The sequence below is a fragment of the Oceanobacillus jordanicus genome (assembly GCF_022095695.1).
Lineage (GTDB): Bacteria > Bacillota > Bacilli > Bacillales > Amphibacillaceae > Oceanobacillus_B > Oceanobacillus_B jordanicus.
Window position 1 is genome coordinate 31,614 of record NZ_JAIFZM010000020.1, and the last position, 20,281, is coordinate 51,894.

Sequence of the window (20,281 nt, forward strand, 5' to 3'; positions counted from 1 at the left end):
TGAGATACTTGTAATCGACACCCTCTTTCATGATGAAAGGGGGTTTTTTGATGGATTGGATTTACAGGCGGAATTGGAGTGAACGTGATGATTAAGGTAGAAAAGGTAAGCAAGATCTATGAAACAAAGTCCGGCCAAGTCGTTGGTGTGGATAATGTTTCACTGGAAGTACCTAAGGGAGAAATATACGGCATTGTAGGATATAGTGGTGCAGGAAAAAGTAGCCTAATTCGCTGTATGAATATACTAGAACGGCCAACTTCAGGAAAAGTAATGGTGGACGGTGTTAATCTTTTAGAGCTTTCCCCAAAGAAGTTACGAGAAGCACGACAGTCAATCGGCATGATCTTTCAAGGCTTCTATCTAGCCTCAGCTAAAACCGTATTCGATAATATTGCATTTGCCTTAAAAGCGGCTGGGGTAGCTCCATCACAAAGGAAGAAGCGGGTAGAGGAGCTACTTGAATTAGTTGGCTTAACAGATAAAATAAATCATTACCCTGCACAACTAAGTGGTGGACAGAAACAGCGTGTTAGTATTGCGCGAGCGCTTGCGAACAATCCTAAAGTCCTACTATGCGATGAAGCAACCTCGGCATTGGATCCGAGCACAACAAAATCCATTTTGCAGTTATTAAAGAAAATCAACCAAGAGCTTGGAATCACCATCGTTTTAATAACCCATGAAATGGAAGTAGTGAAGGAAATTTGCGATACATGTGCTGTTATGCAGGATGGAAGAATTATTGAGCAAGGACCATCTTATAACATCTTTGCAAATCCACAGGAGAAACTGACAAAGCAGTTCATTGATACCATTTTGAACTTTGATTTACCAGCAAAGTTGCTTGAAGCCTGTAAAGGTACCATTCTCCAATTGCAGTTTCGCGGTAACTTAGCGAGTGACGCCGTAGTGTCAGATATGTTGCAAAAGTTTCAGGTCAGTGGCAATATCCTTCACGGCAAGGTGGAGTACATAAAAGAGACGCCTTTAGGCATTTTTATTATGGAATTGCTAGGAGAAACGGAAGAGGTAGCGGCCGCTAAGCAATATTTAGAAGAGCGGTTAAAGCAAGTGGAGGTGATCCAGCATGCTCGATAGAATAATAGAAATCCTTCCTGAGTTGAACACGGCTTTCTTTGAAACATTGTTAATGGTGGGTATAGGCTTACTCGTCGCCTTAATTCTTGGGCTCCCTATCGGTATATTGCTGTATGTAACAGACAAAGGACTATTCTGGGAAAGCCGGGTCGCAAAAGGAATAATTGGTATCATTGTGAATTTAGTTCGTTCTGTACCATTTATTATTTTGCTTGTCTTTCTATTCCCTGTTACAGATCTTATCGTCGGACGTATTACTGGTCCACTTGCAGCTTCTGTTTCTCTATCCGTTGCGGCCATTCCTTTTTACGCCCGGATTGTAGAATCTGCTGCTAGAGAAATTGATAAAGGGGTAATCGAAGCTGCTATTGCCGTAGGGGCATCTCCATGGTTAATTATCAAGGATATTATTCTCCCGGAAACAAAGCCTGGACTTATCAGTGGGTTGACGATCACCGCAATTAGTTTGATAGGATATTCTGCCATGGCTGGAACCATTGGAGGTGGCGGGATTGGTGATTTAGCCATTCGCTATGGCTATTACCGGTATGACGACACGGTAATGATTACAACAGTTATTGTATTAATTGTGTTGGTACAGCTTATTCAATATCTTGGTGATTTTATTGCCAAGACTGTAAATAAAAAATAAAAACAAGTTGGAGGAACAACTATGAAAAAGTCACTTATATCAATTACGGCATTATTATGTATTCTTTTACTTGCAGCGTGTGGGAACGATGACTCTGGAGCAGGGGATAATGAGGGTGAATCAAAGTCCATTAAATTTGGGGCTACTGTAGGGCCGTACAGTGATATGGTAACAAAAGCTCTTGCGCCATTATTAGAAGAAAAGGGCTATGAAGTAGAGAACCAAGAGTTTACCGATTATGTACAGCCAAACAATGCTTTATCAAGAGGAGACATTGATGCGAACTTGTTTCAGCATACGATCTATCTAGAAGCCTTTGCAGAAGAAAACGAAATGGATCTCTCCTCTGTGATTGCTGTTCCTACAGCACCAATGGGTTTATATTCAAATACTTTTGCAAATACGGATGAAATTGCTGAGGGAAGTACTATTGCTATTGCAAATGATCCTACCAATCTTTCTAGAACATTATTAATGTTGCAAGATCAGGGGTTAATCACTATAAGTGAAGAAGTGGACCCATTAAAAGCTTCTATTAAGGACATTGTGGAGAATCCAAAGAATCTTGAATTCGTTGAAGTGGAAGCAGGACAGCTGCCACGTTTAGTGGATAGTGAGGATGCTGCTGCAGTTCCAGGAAACTTTGCCCTTGCTGCCGACATGGATCTGCTGGATGCGCTGGCTCTGGAAGAAATGCCAGATAATTACCGGAATGTTGTTGCAGTTAATACAGATGATCTTGATGCGCAGTTTGCCAAAGACATTAAAGAAGTTATCGAATCAGATGAATTTGAACAAATTATTGATGAGGAATTTCAAGGCTTTGGGAAACCGGGCTGGATGACTGAAGAATAATCACTTTTAAGCCCTATTGTGCTGAAGCATGATAGGGCTTTTATTACATAATTAACTTTCAGGGGATTTGCAATGGTAACAAGTATAAGGAAGTGTTAGGAGAAATAGTCTGCTATGTGCTATCCTCGTATTATAATTTTGGGAAATAATTCGTGATACTCGAAGCCTAACGTTCATAAATTTAGGGAATATAGGAAGGCTAGAGAAGCAGTGCGATATAGAGAATGGAGGTCAGCAGGTGAAAGGAATTATTTCATTTACTTACCGTACACCAAAGGGTGCAGATACTGTTCTATACTCAGATGAAATGCGTGCGGCAAAAGCATTGTTATTAGCAGAAGACATGGAAAGAACAGGAAGAGCTAATAATATACAATTCATTGATACTCATGAATATAGCTGGAATTTAAAAGAATTACGCAAGCAGTTGGAAGAGATAAAAACAGAGCCACATGATGTGAAAATATACTTTGACGGTGGCTATGACCTAAAAACGAGAAAATCGGGCCTTGGTTGTGCCATTTATTATGAACAAAATGAAAAAGCTTATCGTCTTCGAAGGAATGCACTTGTAGAAGAGCTTGAATCAAATAATGAGGCGGAATACGCTGCCCTTCACTTGGCTGTAAAGGAAGTGGAGGAGCTAGGTGTGCACCATATGCCTATAACCATTATTGGGGATTCCCAGGTCGTTATAAATCAACTTAGTGAGGACTGGCCTGTCTATGAGAAAGAGCTAGCTAATTGGGCGAACCGTATCGAGGACATACTAGAAAAACTAGGCTTAGAGGTAGAATTTGAACTAGTTTCTCGTAAAATAAATCGGGAGGCAGACCAGCTCGCTACCCAAGCACTAAAAGAAGTTAATATCTCTAGTCTAAAAGAAATAGACGGGTAGAGAACCGAAAAAAGGCAAATCCTATGGGTAAACTAGGGTTTGCTTTTTATAATCTGTTTCAAGTGAGGAGTTGGTAAAGGGTAATAATTAAATGTAAAAATTACTAAGCTAAATAGAAATTCTATTTTCCACGCATTGCTAATTCTCCGTAGGAGGAGAGGGACCTTCACTTCCATTTTATTTAGCACACTTACTTCATGTATAGAACTTGTACAGTATTTAAGGATAAACTTATTAAGTAATTTATCAACGTTAGAAGGTGTCTATATGGTCAAACTATTAATCATCGGTCCACCAAGTATTTCTACTCACAAATTGTACAGCAGGGTGTCGAGAGAAGCTGATATTAACCTGATAGGAATTGTAGATAACGAGAGCGAGATAAAGGATATAATCTCAGATGATCAACCCGACCTTATTTTAGTTCACTATGCCGAGGAGAGGCTGTACTTAGCTGAAACAATAAAGAACTCCTTCCCAGAAATGAAGCTAATGTTTGTATTATCCTCGAGTAGAAAGGATGCTATTTTTTATGGATTAAAAATAGGTGTGGTGTCCTTTATACTTAATAATGTAACACCACATTGTCTCGTTCGGTCAATTAGTAATGTGTGCGAAGATCAACATGTCGTATCAGGAGAACTTGTAAGAACATTACTAGTCAATATCCGGACGGAGGATTTTTTTGAAAAGCAACTTTTTAATCATAAGCTTGGAAAGCATTTTTCTTTGTCACGCAGAGACAACGAAATTGCCTTTTTGGTTTATAAGAATAAAAAAAACATAGAGATCGCAGAGTATCTAAAGCTAAAAGAAAAAACAGTACGTGACTATGTCAGTAAGATATATCGTAAGTTTGGGGTTAGAAAAAGAACGGAGCTTATACAAATCCTTACAGAAATCATGCAAATAGAAGAAAAAATGTTGGAGAAGTAAGGTTGTTTCTCCTAGCTCTGATCATTTGAAACGAAAAATGAAACAATGGTACCTTTCGCTTGTTCGCTTTTAATAGTTATTCCTTCGCCAAACAACTGTCTTAGTCGTCTATCTGTATTGTATATTCCCACACTTTTTCTCTCTCTAGGGTTATGTTTTGTGAGGCGTACCTGTTGTTCAGAGTTCATGCCAACGCCATCATCCATTATAGAAATCCTTGTGAAACCCTTATATGCTTTTATGCTAATTGTTACGGTACCACCTTCAGACTGTTTTAAAATGCCATGGTTTATTGCATTTTCAACCAATGTTTGGATGGAAAGAGGAGGCAATTGCACTTTAATCCTTGCATCCACATCCCATTTTATATTAACACGATCACCAAACCTCACTTTTTCTATTTCAATGTAGGAATGGACAAGTGCTAATTCCTCTTCTAGGCTAACGAGAGTTTCGGTATTTTTAAATGCAAAACTAGTTTGGATAAATTGAATGAAGTGGTCTAAGACATACCGCATTTTTTCTTGATCTATTTCCATTAAGTACATAATGGAATTTAAGGTGTTAAACAAAAAATGAGGTTTGATTTGTGCTTGAAGCCAAGCCGCTTCCATTCGCATATGCTCCGCAATGGAGGTTTTTAGCTTTACAAGTACATCCACACGAGACCTTAATTCTAGTGGATCCACAGGTTTTACAATGTAATCATTGGCTCCGGAAGCAAAGCCAGTAGACAAATCCTCTGAGCTATTTCTTGCTGTTAGTAATAGAATTGGCAACTCAGAAAGCGTGTATTGCTCTCTAACTTTTTTCGTTAATTCATAACCAGACATATATGGCATCATGACATCACTAATGAGCAAGTGAAATGTATCGGTTTTTAATTTTTCCAACGCCTCTGCTCCACTAACAGCAGTTGTTATTTCATATTGTTCTGAAGCTAATATGTTTTTTAGCACCCGCAAGTTGATTGTTTCATCATCCACCACGAGTAGCTTTGGTGCTTCTGAGTAAAGGATAGGATGAGTCGTTTCTATGGCTTTTGAAACAGCAGCTTCCAGATGGGAAATAACTGGGAGGTTAGGTGTTTCAACAACAGAATGTTCCTCCTTTGCTAATAGCAAAGAAAAGGAAAATACCGATCCTTTATGCAAGGCAGAATGAACCTCAATCTCCCCACCATGCAACTTAACTAATTGATGGCTGATGGTTAGGCCTAAGCCAACTCCACCCCTAACTTCGTCGACATCCTCCTCTATACCCTGCTCATATGGCTTGAAGATGGAATGGATCCGCTCCTCTTTCATGCCAATTCCAGTATCCGCAACAGATATAACCACTTTGTTATCCATGTAATTGGTAGAAATGGTAATAGTTCCTTTGTCCGTATACTTAATCGCATTATGAAGTAAGTTGACGAGAATCTGAATCAGCCTGTTTTCATCAGCTAGTACTGGTTGAACATCGCCCTGAACATCAGTTTGTATCTGGACTGGTCTATCTTCAAGGAGATGCTGAAGCATGTCAACAACTCCTGCGGTAACTGCTTGTAAAGGAAGTGGTTTCAACTGTAAGGTTACCTTATTCTCTTTAATTCGCCCCAAATCCAGCAAGTCGTTGATCATAGAAGACATCCGCTTTCCAACCGTTATAAGTAGTTCCATATTTTGATAGTCTTCTTGATTCAATTTATTTTCTTTACTATGCAACACAGAATGCGCAATATTAATCATGCTGTGTAATGGATTACGTAGTTCATGTGAAGTATTAGCAAGGAATGCGTCTTTCCGCTTGTCCACTTGGATAAGTTCTTCGGAAAGACCCTGTATACGATGTACGTTTCGTAAAAAACGTTTTAACCAGAAAGCGGAGAAGAGAAATATTGTAATTAAAAGATCAACAGGATAGAAAAATCGTTCAATCGTTGAGTTGCTATAAATGATGGCCCATATCACATTGTTTGTAATAGCAGCAGCACTTAACAACAAGTACAAAACATCTTCCATTCGATTCCTGGCTGCTTTAAAAAATTGTATGGTAATAAAGCAGGTAGTAGTAAGTAAGACAATACCTAAAAGAAAGCGCAGACTTAGTATGTAGGTGACCGGTGCTAAAAGAATGAACCCTACATACAACAAATAAGCGGATAAAAACCATTTGAGCATTTTGTTAGCATATTCTGGCAAAAAATGCTTGAAGAATAGAAGCATAAACGAAGCAATACTTGTATATACCAGGAAGAGCATTTTTACACTGCTTTCATAGGTGATAGGGATAAGTTTTAGAAGGAATTTATCTACATCTAAAAATACCATGAGCATTGCATTTATAAGTAACAGAAAAAAGTACAGTAAGCTTTTTGGTCTTTTTCCAACAAAGTACAAGAAAGCAATAAAAATAGCAACAGCACCAAGTACAGTCAGAACAATGATCTGACTAATAACCGAAAACCTAGTCTCTTTGTTTATTGCCGAAGCATATCCAAATTTCACAACTCCTACTTCTGATGATCGTATTGGATAGTTTCCATGGGCAACGTGCACGATAACATCTATCGTTTCTTTATTCGATCGAAAAGATACAGTATAGGGGACCTTTTGGGCAATATAATCAGAAGGGTTCACAGATGGGTTACCAGAACCACTAATTTCCTCTCCATCAATAAACAGTTTAGTTGCAGATTGAATAACAGGCATACGAAGCCCATAATCAGTCGTTGTATCAGAAGGGGGGAGAAGGATTCGTAAATGATACGTGCCTACTGTATAAGTGGACCCAATCGGAATGTTATTCCATCCATTAGGAAAAGTATTATATGTTTTACCATCTTGAGCCTGCTGTAATGCACTTTGATCCAATAACACATCCGGATAAAACGTCCATTCCCCCACTACTGGGGTTGTTTGTATTTCTCCCAATTGGCCTTGTCTTAAGTCAAGCACACCCTCTTGTGCTTCAGGGTGGTGAGTAGTTGAATAGATACTGCCCCATAACAGACGAAAGACCGTTAATACAAGTAGAAAGAAAAGAATTATAATCAGTATCATGGAAGGCTTTTTCATATGTAAGCTCCGTCTATATGAATTTATTAGAATAGGGAAATATTAACTTATGGTTATGATAATATAATAATAGCAAGAAGCAATAAACATAGCTATATGGAATTTAGTAGTAAAAGGATAATTCTCTGTGGGGAAAAGATGGTTTGAATGTGGCATTTTACCTATGTAGTCTCATCTTACTAATAAAATCAGAAAATGATGCCCCCTCCTTCCCTTATTTTTCGATAGTAGGAGTAAAGACAGGTATTTGGAGGGGTATAAGTGACTAAAAAAAGCAGGGAAGCATTTGAAGAGATAGTGAGACAAAATGAACGCAGAATACACTTTCATATTCATCGATTAAATCTATCCGATCCACATAAGGAGTATTTTCAGGAAGGGCTTTGTGCAATGTGGAATGCCTATGAGACCTACGAGCCTGATAAAGGACCGATGGCAACTTACTTTAACTATACGATACGTAATAGGCTGGTTGATTTAGCTAGAAAACAGGGAAGAGAGAGTCGAAATCAGCAGAGTGCATGTAAAGAAATAAAAAAACATGCAAATAATGGTAATCGTGTAAAACGAGTAGAAGCTTCTAGTGAGATACTTTCCAATTTGGAAGAGGAGATAATAGGAAATCATGTATGGGGAATTTTAAAGCAGGAACTCACTGACAACCAGTGGAAATGGATTTACTATTACATTATTAGTTGTATGAAAATAAAAGAAATTGCAATTCAAGAAGAAACCTCGGAAGAAGCTGTAAAAAGCTGGGGTAAGCAAGTAAGAAAAAAATTACGTAATAAAGATTTCCAAAAACGATTAAAATTGTATGGCTAGCGTCACGCCTCCAAAGTCGAAAAAATATATTTTCAATAAATAAAAAAGCAAGCCATCAGCCGGCTTGCTTTTATCTATGTCATGAAGTTTTTATCCGCGTCTTCCGCCTCTGCCACCACGTTTAGTATCGGTGTTGCGTTTAAGCGTGGATAAATTCTCTTCACTTGATTTTAAGAATTTAGCCACCTTGTCTTCAAAGCTTTCCTTAGGTTTAAATCCACCCTTTGGACGGAAATCCTTCGAATTACGATCTCTACCTTGGCGAGATGGGCGCTGACCTTCTGGCTTATCAACAGCTTTCTTAATAGATAAAGCTACTTTACCTTCTTTTTCACTGATGATTTTTACTTCTACTTCATCGCCAACAGTTAAGTGATCATTCACATCTTTTACATAACTGTCTGCTACTTCACTAATGTGTACCAGACCGGTTTTTCCACCAGGTAATTCAACAAATGCTCCAAAATTAGTAATCCCTGTTACTTTACCTTTGACTTTACTGCCTATTTCAATTGACAAAAAAGTTCCCCCTTATGATTTATAAGCAACTCATTATAACAAATATCTACGTTTTTATCAAATAACGAAAAAAGTATAAAATAGTACCTTGCATTAATTAGTAGTTAGTTGTATATTAAGTATATCGAGGTACTGTTCAATAAACAGTAGTGAAGAAAGAGGTGTGACTGGGAAGTGAATATACAATTTAAAAAAGGAGTCCTTGAGCTTTGTGTACTTGCCTTATTGGATAAACAAGATCGATATGGTTATGAATTAGTTCAAAGGATTTCTGACAATATTGCTATATCGGAGGGTTCCGTGTATCCGTTATTACGCAGACTTACCAAAGAAGCTTATTTTACAACCTATTTACAGGAGTCGAAAGAGGGACCTTCTCGCAAATATTACCATTTAACAGACCAGGGAAGGGATTATCTCCATCAATTAAATGAAGAATGGAAAGCATTTACTGAAGGTGTAAACGAATTATTAAGGGAGGTTGTTAGCGATGAGTAAAGAAGCTTTTATGAGAAAGTTAGAAAGGGCCTTAGTAAAGTTGCCTGTTGCTGAACGTCAGGACATACTAGAAGATTTTCATGAGCATTTCCATGTCGGAATGCAGGAAGGGAAAGACGAAGCTGAAATTGCAGCCGCTCTTGGCTCTCCTAATCAAATTGCTAAAGAACTATTGGCAACGTATTATTTAGATAGGGCTGGAGAAGAATCGAATGTTGGAAATGTCTTTAGAGCAGTTTGGGCAGTAATAGGGTTGGGATTTTTTAATCTCGTTGTAGTGCTTGGACCGTTTATTGCAGTGTTAGGATGTATTGTAGGGGGATGGACTGTAGGTGTTGCATTTATTGTGTCACCCATTCTTGTTCTACTTAATGTCATCATCTATCCAGATACTTTTAGGCTATTTGATTTATTCGCTTCTATTGGGCTTACCGGAGTTGGTTTATTCATTTCAATTGGAATGTTCTATGCAACGCGATTTATTGTGAAATTATTTATCCGCTATTTATCTTATAATATCAAATTAGTGAAAGGTGGTTTAAAGCATGCCTAATTTTAAAAAGATCAGTATTATAGCATTAATTCTGTTGGGAGTCGGGGTTATTGGTAGTGTGGTAACCTTTGCATCAAGTGATCGATCTGCAATCTCAGAATCAGAGAAATTTTCTGGTCAAGATGTGGAAAAGGTGGATGTTCAACTAAATAACCAAAAACTGTACGTGAAACCAAGCAAGTCTGATGAGATTATTGTAGAGCTTGAAGGAAAAGGAAATAATCCAGAAAAAGAACGTTTACAGGCTGAATTAGAAGGTGATACCTTACTTGTGAAAACGAGAGAGCGTGATAGAAAAATGTTCCGTTTTTTTGACTGGGGAGACAGCATGATCCTATCCATATACTTACCAGAAAAAGAATATACTGCCTTCAAGGTTGATATAAATAATGGAAGTATCAATGCGGAAAATATACAGGCAAAGGACTTTATCGCCAGCACGGATAACGGAAAAATTATGATCGAAGATATCCTTTCCGAGCGCGTTGACGTTGAATCTAATAACGGTAAAATTGAACTCGATAACGTGGAAGGCGAGTTGAACGGTAAAACAAACAATGGGGCGATCTCACTTGTTACAGAAAGTTTAGACCGTCCTATTCATCTAGCATCTGATAACGGGAAAATTAATGTTAAATCAAGTCAGGAGCCGACTAATGTAACATTTGATGTCCGAGTAGATAATGGGAGCATTGATATTTTTGGTGACTCAGATTGGGATACAGTTGTCGGAGGTGGAGAAAACCGAGTTAAATTAACAACACATAATGGGAGTATTACAGTAGATCGCTAAGTTCCTGTTTAGCTTTTAACATGTTTAATTATCTTCCATTTCGGAAATACGTTCTGTAAGGAGCGTGGTAAACATGAGTAAAAACGGATCTTCAGATAAAGTTAAAGGAGCAATAAGTAAAGCAAAAGGTGAGACAAAAGATCAGGTAGGTAATTTAACAGATAATAAAAAAATGCAAGCAGAAGGAAAAAAAGATAAAGCAAAAGGTGAATTTCAGGATACTGCTGGTGAAGCAAAGCAGAACAGTAACAATCGTTATGAAAGATAACGTACGGAAAGGGCGGAGTCGATGAGGCTTCGCCTTTTCATTAGTTTAAAATAATATGCTTCGTAGTCGAAAGTATTAAATAAGAGCTTTTCAAATAAATTGCTATAATAATAAGGTATATTCAGGTACATTTTGTTAGTATTATAAGTAAATAGGATCGAAGAGAAATAAAGAAGATGAGGGAACTTCATATGAGAGAGGAAACACGTACAGCACCTAATATAAAAGACGCTAGTTACGCAATGCATGAAAAGAAAGCAATTGCGTATTTTCAACATCTTACAGCCCATTTGGAAGGGAAGAAACATCTTACAGCATTAAAAGAAGATTTTAATATCTGGAAGAGACGACATGTTAAACGGTTTTCCTTTACCTCTAAATATTTTGATGAGAAAAAAAGCAAGCACCTACCACATTATCATCACTACATTCAGTGGCTTGATAAAAGAGGGAAGCTTTATGACTATTTGGACCGTAGCATTTCCTACATTTATATGCGAGACATTGGAAGAGCCTTGTATGACAAAGAAACACAAGAAAAAGTCAGTCGTTCTGTAGAAAGCATCCGCCAGCAGATATTGGGTGAAAAGGACAACAACCAGCTGAACGCATTCAACATGGTTGAAATCTACCGTTGGGCTCAAAAAGAGAATGTGGAATCAAGTTTAATCTGGGTAATAGATAAATTAAAGGATATAACCGCAACCATTCCTAAAGAGCTTGATCCAACGGAAACAAGAAGGAAACTGATTAAAATTATCGGTGGTGTCGTCATACAGGAGCTGGATGAATTGGATACAAGTGTTCTTCCTGCCACACGTGCAAAACGATTAGACCGTGCCATTCGACTTGGCTATGCGTATGGACTGACTTACCCATTTATTGATGACATATTGGACTCGAGTTTACTTACAAACGAAGAAAAGAAAGACTATGCTACAATTATACGCCAGACACTGTTAACAGGGGTGGTACCAGCATTATCTGTCTGGCTTAAACAGACTTACTCGTTTATGGAATTTGTCCATACCGAATTAAAAGACGCCTTTGAATATATAAGAACACAACATTCTAAGGAAGCTTGGGGAAATTTTCTGGAACAATCCTTTGTTTTCTTTCAGTCACAGGAACATGATCGAGAAAAAGATTTAGCTGTAGAAACCTATACAAACAGTGACCTGTATGTCCCAATTATTCTTAAATCAGCGTCCTCCCGTTTGATTGTGCGTTCATTAATAGACGCTAACGAGGATCAGCAAATAAATGAGCAAACATTTTATTATGGTATTTATAACCAGTTGTCAGATGATTTTGCTGATATGTTTAATGACATGGAGGCGGGGTCAGTCACTCCCTATACGTACTATCTTAAGTATCATGAAAAGCGAAAAGACTTGATTAACCCTTTCGAATTGTATTGGACAGTCATCTCATATCTCATCCACCATGTGTATCAATCAGATGATAAAACACGAGAAGTTATCCTTTCCAGAGCAATTAATGGCTTAAAGCGGTTTAAGAAAAAGTGGGGAGAACAAAAGTATGAAGAAATAATGAAGCTTTTTGGTGTTGAGCACGAATTTAATGATGAAATTCAGCTTATGGTCAGGAAAGCAACAGATGTGGAGTTTTTTGATAAACTTCTGCGTGATCAAATGATAGACGACTTTAAAAATCAAAAGAAGGAAAAGAAAGCATTCACTGATTCAGTAAGAAAAATACGTGATACGATTAATAGTATGTTACCACTCACACCATCTAGATCAAATTCCTTATTTGATGATCCCATTACAGAGGCCGCGAATTATAGCCTGGAAAGTGGAGGCAAAAGACTACGTCCTGTGATGACATGGGTAATGGCAGTGGAAGAGTATAATATGGATCCTGCTACAATTGCGCCTCTTTTAAAGTCTCTTGAATATATGCATACCGCCTCGCTAATTTATGATGATTTGCCAGCACAAGATAATGCTTCTTTACGCAGGGGCCGACCCACTCTTCACGAAGTGTATAACACAGCAAATGCTGAGTTAGCAGGAATTTTTCTAACCCAACAAGCAGTTGCCAATCAAGCATCGCTTGCTGGATTTGATCAAACTGCAATTCTTCAACTTATATACTATTCCTCCATAGTTGCTACCGATATGTGCAGGGGGCAGGCGATAGACCTTAGTTCTAGAGGGAAAACACTGACAGTTGATGAACTGACAGAGATGTGTTTTTATAAAACTGGAATTGGCTTCGAAGCCTCTTTAATCATGCCGGCTATACTGGCTGGTAAAGATGAGTTGGAAAAAGAAAAATTAAAGTTTTTCGCTAAGTATGCAGGCATAGCCTTTCAAATTAAAGACGACATTTTAGATGTCGAAGGTGAGAGTACCCAAACCGGCAAAAATACAAGGCAAGACTTGGCAAATCATAATGCTACATTTGTCTCTGTTCTAGGGCTTAATGAAGCCAAAAAACTGATGTGGGATCATTACTGTAATGCAGCGGAAGCGCTACAGGGTATTAAGCAAAACAGTACTTTTTTGAAGCAACTATTAGATTATGTAATTAACCGAGAAAATTAATGATGAAAGGACTTCTCCAGAAGATTGGAGAAGTCCTTTTTTATGCTAGGAAAGATCTCCGAAATTTAGTATAGATAGGAAGGAAATTCTAAACGGGCTATCGAAGTATAAATATAGAAAAATAAGTTTTATTTGAAGTTGAGCTGTGACATCGGAAGTAGCTCTAATAGCAAAGGAAAATAAAATAGTAAAACGAGTTTCAAGGAGGGCTCTTTAAAATGAAGATAGCTGAAAAAAAGTCAATTTCCCAGGAACAGTCAGAGACAGTTGGTAAAGCTATTCGTTACATGAAAGAAAACCTGGATGACACAATAACACTGAATGATTTAGCGGAATTTGTAGGGTACAGCTCCTTTCATTTTTCTAGAATGTTTAAACATGTTACAGGCATATCTCCGCGTTACTATCTGTCAGCTTTGCGTATTGAACAGGGGAAAAAGCTACTTGCAAACCCCTCCGTATCCCCATCAGTTATTAAGACCTTATTATCTCTCGGATTTCAAAGCATAGGTTCTTTCAGCAGCAGGTTTAAGCAATTTGTTGGCTTAACACCTAAGGAATTCAATAAGAGAGTGAAAGAACTACATCAATTCTTAAATGAGTATGATGGGGAGGCGGAACAGGTACATGGCCAGGCACTTATCAATACGTCAAATCTTATGGTCCGTATTAAAATTCCAAAAAGTTTCAATGGGTATATTTTTATTGGACTCTTTCCAAGGCCGATCCCCGATCAGGTACCTATTCTAGGGAAGGTTATTACACATAAACAAGAATATTGTGTATTTGAAAGTATTCCTGAAGGAGTTTATTATGTTTTAACTGCTGCAATAGAGAAGAGTTTTAACCCACTTGATTATTTTCTTTTAGAAAATGCTTTAAGAGGAAAGTACGAACTTCCAATTAGCTTTGAAGAAAAAATAAGTAGAGAACTTGAGATTACGCTAAGACCTCCACTGCCAAATGATCCACCGATCCTGATTAATCTACCAAAGTTATTATTTGATAAAATTAAAAACAAAGCAAACTAGGAGAAGTTTTGAAGCACTTTTCAGCTTACAATACTTATATAACAAACTAGGAGGAAAAAGGAATGCTAAATAGAATCTGCTTAATCACTATAAAAGTGAGCGACTTAGAAAGAGCACTTCGTTTTTATACAGAGGTACTCGATTTCAAGATTTCGAAACGTTACGGTGAAACGATTGTTACACTTGAGCAAAATAGTGTGCCGCTTGTTATTGAGGAAATAATAGATCAGAAAGTAGCTGGTTCTGGAGTGTTATTTGCGATACGGACCGAAGACTTAGATGGAGATGTTACCGCATTACGAGCTAAAGGGGTAAACTTTCAATTTGAAAAGTCTGAAGCCTGTCCGCCAGGGAAGTATAATGTAATAGAAGATCCCTTTGGCAATCAGATTGAACTATTGGAGTTTGTATCATGATTTTGGAAGTAACAATTCAATTACGCGTTTCTAATTATAAAGAGGGACTACAGTATTATAGTTCAATATTCCAAAAAGGACCTGATTTTGTGCCTCATGAGGGTTTTGCAGAGTGGGAAGTTATTCCGGGGTGCTGGCTTCAGGTCGCCGAAGGGGAGCCCGCAGGAGAAAACGGACCATTACGACTGGGTATCCCAAATTTGGATATAGAGAGAAATAGACTGGTGAAAGAATGTAAAGTTGATAAATTTGAGATATATACCAGAAATGAAGTTCCAGTTAAATGGGCTACATTTTCTGATCCGTGGGGAAATAAAATTGGATTATTTGAATACATAGACAAGGCAGAAGAAGCGAAGTTACAACGTAGGTGGCGTTTATTAGAACGGAATCTTTAGGTTGCACTATCAGAGAATCAAATTGTCTATTTATCTTTAAAGTTAAGCGCGTCCTAATTCTTGCATAAATAATTGTAAAGTTAATGTTATCCATTTTGAGTAAGATTCAAAATGGATATTTTTTATGATCCTTTAGCTCATAAGCGTATATTGTAGTCACTTCTCGACTAAAAAATTAACTGTAAGACAATTTATTTCATTGACATAAATTTATTCAGCACGTATTATAATAAAATAATCATTAATCCCGACTAAATTAATCGGAAAAGGGTGTATTAAATGTCAACATATGTTCAACCAGTAAATGAAGTGAAGGATCCTATAAAAAAAGAAGATTCAAATTTAAATAAGCCACAAACACCACAAATCATTGGTGGGTTGGTTGTTAGTGCAATTCTCTTAGTCTATTTATTATTTAGCCAGGAAGCCGTGCAGCCGTTATTACTTGTCATTGGTATCTTGCTTGGCTATACATTATTTCATGCGCGTTTTGGTTTTACCTCTGCATTTCGCAGACTAGCATCAGTTGGAAACGGGCAAGCCTTACGGGCGCATATGCTTATGTTGGCAGTAGCTGTTACCTTGTTTGCACCTATTTTAGCCTTCGGACTTTCTTTCTTTGGCGGAGAAGTATCTGGTTATGTGTCTCCAGTAGGTATTAGTTTACTTGTGGGTGCCTTTTTATTTGGTATAGGTATGCAGCTTGGTGGTGGATGTGCCTCAGGAACCTTGTATGCTGTAGGGGGCGGTAGATCGGTTATGTTTGTAACATTACTGTTCTTTATTGTCGGTTCCACGGTTGGCGCATATCACCTTCCTTTCTGGACAGAGGATCTACCTTCGTTTGAGCCAGTCTCCTTGGCAACTTCCACTGGGTTGGGTTATGGTGGCGCATGGGCAGTATCCATTCTACTTTTTGGTGTAATTGCTTGGATTACATTAGTAATTGAAAGAAGAAGGAAGGCTCCGAAAATGGCTCCCCTACCTTCAACAAGTGGCTGGAAAAGAATATTTAGAGGCTCTTGGCCATTATTTGCTGCGGCTATTGTTCTTGCAGTACTTAATGCTTTAACCCTTATGACACGTGGTACACCTTGGGGCGTTACCTCCGCATTTGCGCTATGGGGTTCAAAGGTTGCGCAGTTTTTTGGTGTTGATGTTGCAAGTTGGGGTTATTGGCAAGGTAATGTCGAAGCCTTAAATGCATCGATCTTTACAGATTCTACTACTGTACTTAATTTAGGCGTTATTTTAGGTGCCTTTTTGGCATCAGCTGCTGGAGGATTATTTAAGTTTTCCAAACTGAACCTTAAAAATGTCGCTGCAGCAATTATTGGTGGTATGTTGATGGGATATGGTGCACGTCTTGCTTTTGGGTGTAATATTGGAGCTTACTTTGGTGGCATTGCATCCTTTAGTCTCCATGGTTATATTTGGGGAATTCTAGCACTTGGAGGCACATTTGTAGCCTTGTATTTACGTCCATTATTCGGACTATCTGTTCCCAAATCGAAGGATTCCTTCTGTTAGTATTGAGAAGTCAATGATACGGTAATAAAACAAGCACCATGCCTGTAATTTTGGCATGGTGCTTGTTTACATTTAATCATTATTTTTCCCTAGCCCACACTCTGTTTTGATTCATAGTCTCTGGAAACTTTTCGCCGGCTTTTAACTCTATAAATTGAGGATCATTGACATTACTTCCTGTTTCCCCAATTTCACGGTAGATACCATTGTTTGGCACCTTTTGGCCTGAACGGAAATGGCTGTATTCACCCATAACTACGCCTCCTTGTTAACGTTTTTTCTTAGTATATCAAGTTATACAGTCATCATACATTTATCGCAGTGCAACCGTCCGTAAGACTCCCACTTCAAAACATATAGTAAAACGGAGATGTTTAAGTGGGAGTAAACGGACGCTAACAACCCGATTCGTTCAACTAACAATCAGTGTGGGAAGAATGAAAACCCCCACTGATTGAAGTTTCACTTTATATAAGCATTTTAACGACTGAGGGCGATCGTTGCTTTTTTAAGATACAGAGGCAGTCATTTCCAGCGCATCAAGTGGCACACGGGTTGTCTGAAGACGATAGATCATATTATCCTCCTGCCACCTCACGTCCACTGATACTTCATTTCCGCCTTGAGGGTAATCTATATAGACAATCCCTTTTTCCTCGGGAGCAGGAAGCATATGGGTCTCAAGGTACTCCACTATTTTCTTTGCAATACCAGCATGATCCATCTCATCCTGAGTTAGAGAACTAATACTCAATAACCAATTGCCTTCTTCCCAGCTAAAATACTGATGTCCTGTTGCTCCTTCACCATATCCTGTGATCTCATGGCCTAAATTAACTGCGCCTTCTTCAAACGATCCTACTTTTTTTCCGTTAGAGAATTCCTCAATGGCTTGTATAGCTTCTTCTGAAGAGGCGTATTGTTTACCGGAAAAACTGCCAACTTTTTCCGCCTCCGCGTTATAGGATACTTTGTACTCTTTCTCCTTATTTATCTCAATAGAAGGACTCACTTCCCTCTTTGGAAATGCAGTGGGCAACTTAACATTAGATTCGGACATTTTGAGCTCATTTTCATAGGAACTTGATTTTTCCTTATTAACTTTTGTATTAGAGGTGGAACTATCTTCTGCGGATGGGGATGATTCTCTATCTTTTGACGTTTCAGTGGGTTGCTCTTGATCACCACTACATGCGGTAATGAAAAGTGCGAGCACACCTGTAACGAAAAATACTCGTAATTTCATTAACAATGTCAGTCCTTTCTGGATGTTTCTTGAAATCTTTTCCCTATAGGGTGAAATCTAAACAGACGATAAGCAATTGTTATCGAGAAGGATTTCTAATAAGTATTATATTTATACAGAAAGAATCTGTAGAATAAAGTGGGGGAGGGAAGCTGATGGCGATTCATTTTCATGACGAGCGAAATAAAAATAGTTACACAACAAGGATAGCAGACAAACAATGGGTTACATTGATAAAACAGTTATTAAATGGCCAATGGATTCAGCAGGCAGCAGATATTGGTTGTGGGGGAGGAATTTATAGCAAAGCTCTCTGTACACTTGGTATACCGAAAGTGATTGGAGTGGATTATTCTGAACCAATGCTAGCGGCAGCACGTGAAAATTGTCGTGACTACCCACAGATTCAATTTTTACATGGGGATGCCACTGCACTAAACATAGCTCCTAATAAGATGGACTTGGTGCTTGAAAGGGCATTAATTCACCACCTATCTGAATTGAGGATCAGTTTTACTGAAGTAAATAGAGTGTTGAAAAAAGGTGGAGTGTTTATTATTCAGGACCGTACTATGGAAGATGTCTTTAGAGAAGGAAATGAAGAGCATATAAGAGGATGGTTTTTTGCGAGATTTCCTCATCTTAAGGAAATAGAAAATGCTAGACGCTTTGCATCAAGTGAAGTGAGAACCGCGCTTGAGGAAACAGGCTTCAAAATTGTTGAGGAGAGAAAGCTTTTGGAGACAAGGCGAGTTTATAAATCGAAAGAAGCCTTGGGGGAAGATCTCAGGCAGCGGACGGGTCGCTCTATTCTCTATGAACTTTCTGATTCGCAGCTTCAAGTGTTAGTAGATTATATTAGCAGCCGTTTACCTATGCAAAAAGAGATAAGGGAAAAAGATTATTGGACAGTGTGGAAAGCGGTAAAAGTCTGATCGAAACTAAGCCTTTTTGTTAACTATGTAGCTAAACTCACTTTTAGTGAGTTTAGAGGAACTTAGTTATTAGTTAATTTTTTCTCAAGCAATTCTTTGTTAAATAGTATCTTTTCATCATCTGGTCTGTAATTCCTTGCCTTTTCATTATGTTCATATGCTTTGTCGAATTGCTGAAGATTATAATAGCATACACATAGTTGTAGATGGGGGTACCACGTCGCATACACGGGGTAAGTGAAGCTCCATCTGTTTGGGTCATCTTCTAGTTCAATTGCAGTTTTATACCAATAGACCGCCTGGTTATATTCTCTTTTTTTCTGATAGTGATAGCCAATACGACTGCAGGATTCGGGGCGAGGTGTTTTAGAAAAACGAAAGGATTCGTAAAGGGAAGCAATTTCCTTATCTGGCTCATCCAAATAACGATAACAGTCTGCGCGATTAATACAGGCATAGACTTTATCTTCAATCCATCCTTGTTCCGTTTCAATATTTTTCGTATAGCTTTCAATTGCCTGCTCATAATGGCCATTTTCCCGCAGCTCATTACCATAATAGAAATGGTCCCTAGCAGTAAATGTTTCTTTGTTTTCAATCCTTTTTTTATATATGGAAAGAGTTCGGCCAGCAGCATGATGCTCCTTTTTATGGGTCACGCCTACGTCAGAGGTGATAATTTTCCCGTGTACATTTAAATAATTGTGTGCATCTCCTTCCCAACGATATTGGCGTTCCGTTTTTAATAAGCGATGCGTTCTATATTTTAAGGTCACATTTCCATACGTGTCCATACCAGCATTGTAATACATAGAAACAGAATCAACTGATGGATCAAGTTCTTCTTTTAGCTTTTTTAGTTTCTTTTGATCTTCCTCCAAGACTACATCATCAGCGTCTAAATAAAGAATATAGTCCTTTGTAGCATACTTAAATGACTCATTCCGTGCATCTTTAAAGCTCCCCGTCCATTCAAAAAAATATATTCTATCCGTGTATTTTTTCGCTATCTCTAGTGTTCGATCTGTTGAGCCTGTATCCACAATATTTATCTCATCGACAATATCTTTAACGGTGTCAAGACACCTTCCTAATAGTTTTTCTTCATTCTTAACGATCATACATAGACTAATGCTTACCATACCCTTCACTCCTTTTCACTTCCTGAACATTTCACATGTACTAATATATT

The 20,281-nt window shown here is 38.1% G+C and carries 21 protein-coding genes; 16 read left to right on the forward strand and 5 right to left on the reverse strand.

Features of this window, described 5'->3' with window-relative positions:
• Window positions 1-87 precede the first annotated feature (87 nt).
• From K3T81_RS17550 to K3T81_RS17570, 5 genes are all read left to right on the forward strand, one after another.
• A complete protein-coding gene (locus K3T81_RS17550) occupies window positions 88-1,101 on the forward strand; it encodes a methionine ABC transporter ATP-binding protein (protein ID WP_238021481.1) in 1,014 nt (337 codons plus the stop codon).
• Window positions 1,091-1,753 carry a methionine ABC transporter permease gene (locus K3T81_RS17555; RefSeq protein WP_238021490.1) on the forward strand — a complete coding sequence of 221 codons (663 nt, stop codon included), beginning with the start codon at window positions 1,091-1,093 and terminating at the stop codon, window positions 1,751-1,753. Before K3T81_RS17550 ends, K3T81_RS17555 begins: the two co-directional genes overlap by 11 nt.
• 21 nt (window positions 1,754-1,774) lie before the next feature.
• Window positions 1,775-2,608: a MetQ/NlpA family ABC transporter substrate-binding protein gene (locus K3T81_RS17560; protein ID WP_238021506.1), complete on the forward strand. Its 834-nt coding sequence runs from the start codon at window positions 1,775-1,777 to the stop codon at window positions 2,606-2,608.
• Between the two features lie 238 nt (window positions 2,609-2,846).
• Window positions 2,847-3,506: a reverse transcriptase-like protein gene (locus K3T81_RS17565; protein WP_238021514.1), complete on the forward strand. Its 660-nt coding sequence runs from the start codon at window positions 2,847-2,849 to the stop codon at window positions 3,504-3,506.
• Window positions 3,507-3,773: 267 nt separating this feature from the next.
• Complete coding sequence (locus tag K3T81_RS17570; protein ID WP_238021523.1) at window positions 3,774-4,442, forward strand: LuxR C-terminal-related transcriptional regulator; 669 nt, start codon at window positions 3,774-3,776, stop codon at window positions 4,440-4,442.
• An 11-nt stretch (window positions 4,443-4,453) separates the two neighbouring features.
• Here the strand turns inward: K3T81_RS17570 and K3T81_RS17575 are convergent, their stop codons facing one another.
• Entirely contained in the window at window positions 4,454-7,504 is a 3,051-nt protein-coding gene (locus K3T81_RS17575) for a hybrid sensor histidine kinase/response regulator (protein WP_238021537.1), read from the reverse strand.
• A 261-nt stretch (window positions 7,505-7,765) separates the two neighbouring features.
• Between K3T81_RS17575 and K3T81_RS17580 the strand changes: the two genes are divergently transcribed.
• Complete coding sequence (locus K3T81_RS17580; protein WP_238021544.1) at window positions 7,766-8,329, forward strand: sigma-70 family RNA polymerase sigma factor; 564 nt, start codon at window positions 7,766-7,768, stop codon at window positions 8,327-8,329.
• Between the two features lie 90 nt (window positions 8,330-8,419).
• Here the strand turns inward: K3T81_RS17580 and K3T81_RS17585 are convergent, their stop codons facing one another.
• Window positions 8,420-8,848, reverse strand: a complete 429-nt coding sequence (locus K3T81_RS17585; protein ID WP_106896433.1) for a S1 domain-containing RNA-binding protein — start codon at window positions 8,846-8,848, stop codon at window positions 8,420-8,422.
• Between the two features lie 174 nt (window positions 8,849-9,022).
• Between K3T81_RS17585 and K3T81_RS17590 the strand changes: the two genes are divergently transcribed.
• The 9 genes from K3T81_RS17590 to K3T81_RS17630 all read left to right on the forward strand — a co-directional run bounded on the left by K3T81_RS17590 (window position 9,023) and on the right by K3T81_RS17630 (window position 16,908).
• Entirely contained in the window at window positions 9,023-9,346 is a 324-nt protein-coding gene (locus K3T81_RS17590) for a PadR family transcriptional regulator (RefSeq protein ID WP_238021551.1), read from the forward strand.
• Window positions 9,339-9,899 (forward strand): HAAS signaling domain-containing protein, encoded by a 561-nt coding sequence (locus K3T81_RS17595; RefSeq protein WP_238021566.1) that lies wholly within the window; start codon window positions 9,339-9,341, stop codon window positions 9,897-9,899. The genes K3T81_RS17590 and K3T81_RS17595 overlap by 8 nt, the downstream gene beginning before the upstream one ends.
• A complete protein-coding gene (locus K3T81_RS17600; protein WP_238021582.1) occupies window positions 9,892-10,692 on the forward strand; it encodes a DUF4097 family beta strand repeat-containing protein in 801 nt (266 codons plus the stop codon). Before K3T81_RS17595 ends, K3T81_RS17600 begins: the two co-directional genes overlap by 8 nt.
• Window positions 10,693-10,765: 73 nt before the next feature.
• Entirely contained in the window at window positions 10,766-10,960 is a 195-nt protein-coding gene (locus K3T81_RS17605; RefSeq protein ID WP_106896436.1) for a CsbD family protein, read from the forward strand.
• 191 nt (window positions 10,961-11,151) lie between these two features.
• On the forward strand, window positions 11,152-13,533 hold the full coding sequence (locus K3T81_RS17610; RefSeq protein ID WP_238021591.1) for a polyprenyl synthetase family protein: 2,382 nt from the start codon (window positions 11,152-11,154) through the stop codon (window positions 13,531-13,533).
• Between the two features lie 218 nt (window positions 13,534-13,751).
• Entirely contained in the window at window positions 13,752-14,564 is an 813-nt protein-coding gene (locus tag K3T81_RS17615) for a helix-turn-helix domain-containing protein (RefSeq protein WP_238021600.1), read from the forward strand.
• 62 nt (window positions 14,565-14,626) lie between these two features.
• Window positions 14,627-14,980: a VOC family protein gene (locus K3T81_RS17620; protein ID WP_238021609.1), complete on the forward strand. Its 354-nt coding sequence runs from the start codon at window positions 14,627-14,629 to the stop codon at window positions 14,978-14,980.
• A complete protein-coding gene (locus tag K3T81_RS17625; protein WP_238021612.1) occupies window positions 14,977-15,378 on the forward strand; it encodes a VOC family protein in 402 nt (133 codons plus the stop codon). Before K3T81_RS17620 ends, K3T81_RS17625 begins: the two co-directional genes overlap by 4 nt.
• Window positions 15,379-15,657: 279 nt before the next feature.
• Complete coding sequence (locus tag K3T81_RS17630; protein WP_238021620.1) at window positions 15,658-16,908, forward strand: YeeE/YedE family protein; 1,251 nt, start codon at window positions 15,658-15,660, stop codon at window positions 16,906-16,908.
• 79 nt (window positions 16,909-16,987) lie between these two features.
• On the opposite strand, the gene K3T81_RS17635 is transcribed toward K3T81_RS17630, so the two are convergent.
• Both K3T81_RS17635 and K3T81_RS17640 read right to left on the reverse strand, forming a co-directional pair.
• On the reverse strand, window positions 16,988-17,161 hold the full coding sequence (locus tag K3T81_RS17635; protein WP_238021636.1) for a YjzC family protein: 174 nt from the start codon (window positions 17,159-17,161) through the stop codon (window positions 16,988-16,990).
• 255 nt (window positions 17,162-17,416) lie between these two features.
• Window positions 17,417-18,154 carry a hypothetical protein gene (locus K3T81_RS17640; RefSeq protein WP_238021637.1) on the reverse strand — a complete coding sequence of 246 codons (738 nt, stop codon included), beginning with the start codon at window positions 18,152-18,154 and terminating at the stop codon, window positions 17,417-17,419.
• Between the two features lie 155 nt (window positions 18,155-18,309).
• Here K3T81_RS17640 and K3T81_RS17645 point away from each other — a divergent pair, with 155 nt between their 5' ends.
• Window positions 18,310-19,089 (forward strand): class I SAM-dependent methyltransferase, encoded by a 780-nt coding sequence (locus tag K3T81_RS17645; protein WP_238021653.1) that lies wholly within the window; start codon window positions 18,310-18,312, stop codon window positions 19,087-19,089.
• A 62-nt stretch (window positions 19,090-19,151) separates the two neighbouring features.
• On the opposite strand, the gene K3T81_RS17650 is transcribed toward K3T81_RS17645, so the two are convergent.
• Window positions 19,152-20,231, reverse strand: a complete 1,080-nt coding sequence (locus tag K3T81_RS17650; protein ID WP_238021662.1) for a glycosyltransferase — start codon at window positions 20,229-20,231, stop codon at window positions 19,152-19,154.
• Window positions 20,232-20,281 lie beyond the last annotated feature (50 nt).